Origin of the sequence: Helicobacter sp. UBA3407 (assembly GCF_949747025.1) — a bacterium.
Classification (GTDB): Bacteria; Campylobacterota; Campylobacteria; order Campylobacterales; family Helicobacteraceae; genus Helicobacter_D; species Helicobacter_D ganmani.
Genome location: NZ_CATKCB010000253.1, coordinates 1 through 2,153, shown reverse-complemented (window position 1 = coordinate 2,153; position 2,153 = coordinate 1). Strand labels below are relative to the sequence as shown.

Here is a 2,153-nt window from a genome sequence, read left to right as displayed (position 1 = left end):
TCATCATCTAGCTCTATAATGGGTGTTGCGCTATGTTTTCTTAAATTTTCTATCTTTTTAGTATCCTGTGGGCTAACATACAAATGCTGATGATTGGGTTGGCTTCTGTGGCAGACTGCACAGAGTGCTATTAGATTTGAATAGGAATTGTCGCTCTTTACGCCATTTTTGTGATGTACTTGTAATAAATATTTATATTGCGACAAATCTACTCCGCAAATCTCACAAACATAATCTTTATTTTTTCTATAATTTTCAGAAACTTGATTCCAATTATTTGCATAGCTTGGCTTGTATTTTGTTTGTTTTGGCAGTTGTTCAAAATGTGTTTCATAAGTGGCTAGAAATTCTTTGATGTCAAAGGAATCAAATATATCTTTTTTGTGATTTGGGCTGCTATTGGCGTAATTTTGGTAATTAATAAAATTTAGACAATACTTACAAACCCTTAAAACAACTCTTGCCTCTGTAATCATTCCTCTATCTTTGCCATCTATAATGAATTGTCCGCTTGTATCTATGGTGGCTATGTATCTGTTGTATCTTTTGTTGCGACTCATTTCTTGTAATTTTTCACAATTTGCAATGTGGAATTTGTTGCATTTTTCTGGATACTTTATTAATTCTTGCAGTGGAGAATGAAATTTTGAAGTATGGTCTGGAATATAGAGTAAGACTTGAAAACCTTTATAGCTTAAAAGCCCATTGCTAGTTTGATGTATCCATTCAAGTTCAATTTCCTTTCCAATCTCTAGTTGCTCTAATATTTTTAGCTTCTCATAATCCATTTTTTCGGGTGTAATCTGAATCGTGTCGGTTATTTTTACAAGTTTCAGGATTATATTTTTTGTTTTTGAAAACATTTAAATCCCTGTTAGAATTTTTCTGATTTCGCTATCTGCATTAGTGATGATACGAAAAGTAACTCTCCTTGAGCGTTTCTTATCCTCTATTCCGTTTAAATCAACGATTATTTTTGATGATGAAAAGCCCACAGCAACAAGGTTTGATTTTATCCATTCTTTTTGCTTTATGGATACTTGCGGGATATAGTAGGAATATTTTAAAATGCTCAAAGTTCTCTCTTGAGAGAGTTGCATATTTTTAAAATACGCAGTGTTTTGATTTTTTTCTTGCTGCCATTCTGATGAGGTATGTCCCTCTATGCGCACTTCTTGAATGCTTGGATTGAATTGCTCCAAAGTTTTTAAAAAACGAGGGATAAAGTCTGATAGAATTTGTTGGAAATGACGATTTATCTCACTGCTTCCTGTTTTAAAAAGCACTTCAGGGGAATTAAATTCAAAAGATAAAGTTTCGCTATTGATAGAAGCGTTCCATTTCTTTAAATCCAACTTAAATTCCTCGTGGAGTGCTTTATGGATTGCTGTTTGGTTTTTTTCATAGGTAATGGCTATATTTTTAATTTTGTCATTTTCGCTTTCTTTATATCGCATAAATGCCACAGAAATAAACAGAAATACCACCATAAGCCCAGACATTAAATCCGATATGGTAAGCCAATATTCTCCGCTGTTTTCGCTAGAGTTTGAAGAATTATCCATCTTAAAGTCCTATCCATTATATTTTTGCATTTTGTTATATTCTGCTACGATTTTCTTGGCAATCTCCGCTAATGCTCCGCCTATGCTAGCCATAGAACTATCAATTTCTCTCTCCATATCTTCTTGTATGGTTTGATGAGATTCTCCTAGAGATTGCATTGATTTCTTTATTTGAGATTCCATATCCTTTTGCATAGCGGCAATAGAGTTTTCTACGAGGCTACCAAGTTGATTTTTGAAATGTTCAGTGCTTTCTCTAAAATGTTCTTGTATCTCACTGATTCTGCCTTGCAGGGCTTCATAATGATTGGTTGTTTTAGTAACGGAGTTTAAAATATCCTCTGTGATTTGATTAACTTTTTCTGAAATATAGGGCAGGGATTGTGTCGCCTTGTCTTTTATTTCTGCGAAAGCCTCTAAATCGTTTTGCAGATTTTCTACTTGCTTTTGCTGCAAGGTTAGTTGTCCCTTTTGAATCTCTAAAATCTCTGTTAGGGATTCCATAGTCTGTGGAATGTTTTGTGTTGCCTCTTGGATTTTTGAGATTGAATCTTTTGTTTCTAAGACAGCTTGTGAAGTTTGCGTTAT

3 protein-coding genes are annotated in these 2,153 nt (G+C 33.8%); all 3 read right to left on the bottom strand.

Features of this window, described 5'->3' with window-relative positions; all coding sequences use genetic code 11:
* A partial coding sequence (locus Q1553_RS08390) for an HNH endonuclease (RefSeq protein ID WP_300842928.1) occupies window positions 1–863 on the bottom strand: 863 nt, incomplete at its 3' end.
* On the bottom strand, window positions 864–1,565 hold the full coding sequence (locus tag Q1553_RS08385) for an OmpA family protein (protein ID WP_300668069.1): 702 nt from the start codon (window positions 1,563–1,565) through the stop codon (window positions 864–866).
* 9 nt (window positions 1,566–1,574) lie between these two features.
* Window positions 1,575–2,153 (bottom strand): hypothetical protein (locus Q1553_RS08380; RefSeq protein WP_300842927.1); only part of this gene is annotated, 579 nt, incomplete at its 5' end.

Coding starts and splice junctions, on each gene's coding strand:
- Q1553_RS08385 (WP_300668069.1), bottom strand. CDS start 1,565: ATGGATAATTCTTCAAACTCTAGCGAAAACAGCGGAGAATATTGGCTT.